Here is a 1,122-nt window from a genome sequence, read left to right as displayed (position 1 = left end):
CTAGTGTCATGAGTCTTTGATTCGGTTCAGATATCCGGCGAGGCGTTCGAGGATCTCGTCGGCGGTCTTGGTCCAGACGAAGGGCCGGGGGTTCTCGTTCCAGTCGGCGATCCAGGCCCGGATGTCTTTCTCCAGGGCCTGGACGTTCTTGTGAACCCCGCGTCGTATCTGCTTGTCCGTCAGGAGGCCGAACCAGCGCTCGACCTGGTTGAGCCAGGAGGAGCTGGTCGGGGTGAAGTGCATGTGGAAGCGAGGGTGGGCCAGCAGCCACTTCTGGATCGCGGGGGTCTTGTGGGTGGCGTAGTTGTCGCAGATCAGGTGCACATCGAGGTCGGCAGGGACCTCCTTGTCCAGCTTGGCCAGGAACTTCTTGAACTCCACCGCCCGGTGCCGGCGGTGGAGTGAGGAGATGACCTCGCCGGTGGCCGTGTTCAGGGCGGCGAACAGGGTGGTCACGCCGCCGCGCAGGTAGTCGTGGGTGCGGCGCTCGGGCATGCCGGGCATCATCGGCAGCACCGGCGCGGACCGGTCCAGTGCCTGTATCTGCGACTTCTCGTCCACGCAGAGCACGATCGCCCGCTCCGGCGGATCCAGGTACAGGCCGACGACGTCACGGACCTTCTCGATGAACTGCGGGTCTCTGGACAGCTTGAACGTGTCCACCAGGTGCGGCTTGAGGCCGAAGGTCCGCCAGATCCGCGAGACGGTCGACTGGCTCAGCCCGCTGGCCGCCGCCATCTCCCTGGTCGACCAGTGCGTGGCGTTCTTCGGGGTGGTTTCCAGCGTGCGCACCACCACCTCCTCGACCTTCTCGTCGTCCACCGTGCGCGGCGCCCCCGGCCGCGGCTCGTCGGACAGGCCCTCAAGCCGGTCGGCCGCGAACCGCTTGCGCCACTTGGCCACCGTGACCGGGTGGACCCCAAGTTCCTTGCCCACGGCGGTATTCGAGCCGCCGTCCGCGCACGCGAGCACGATTCGGCAGCGCAGTGCCAGCGCCTGCGAGGACGTTGCCCGCCGCGACCAGCGCAGCAACGTCTCTTGCTCCTCGTCCGTCAGAACCACCTCGACCGTCGGCCGGCCCATGCGTGCCATGCCCACAGCCTACTTCTATAGCGAACTGAA

General features: G+C 66.6%; 1 protein-coding gene. It reads right to left on the bottom strand.

The genetic code is table 11. The annotated features are described in order from the left end of the window. Positions 1–6: 6 nt before the first annotated feature. The gene (locus tag ACFYQA_RS39580; protein ID WP_388928699.1) at positions 7–1,092 is read right to left on the bottom strand and encodes an IS630 family transposase; all 1,086 of its coding nucleotides are present in this window, start codon (positions 1,090–1,092) and stop codon (positions 7–9) included. Positions 1,093–1,122 lie beyond the last annotated feature (30 nt).

The organism is Streptomyces sp. NPDC005774, from assembly GCF_042871645.1.
Lineage (GTDB): Bacteria > Actinomycetota > Actinomycetes > Streptomycetales > Streptomycetaceae > Streptomyces > Streptomyces pratens.
The sequence above is the reverse complement of the archived record's forward strand: the minus strand, read 5'-3'. Positions and strand labels throughout refer to the sequence as shown.

What these genes read in the sequence shown, in the direction of transcription:
- ACFYQA_RS39580 (WP_388928699.1), bottom strand. Translation starts at nt 1,092, where the DNA reads ATGGCACGCATGGGCCGGCCGACGGTCGAGGTGGTTCTGACGGACGAG.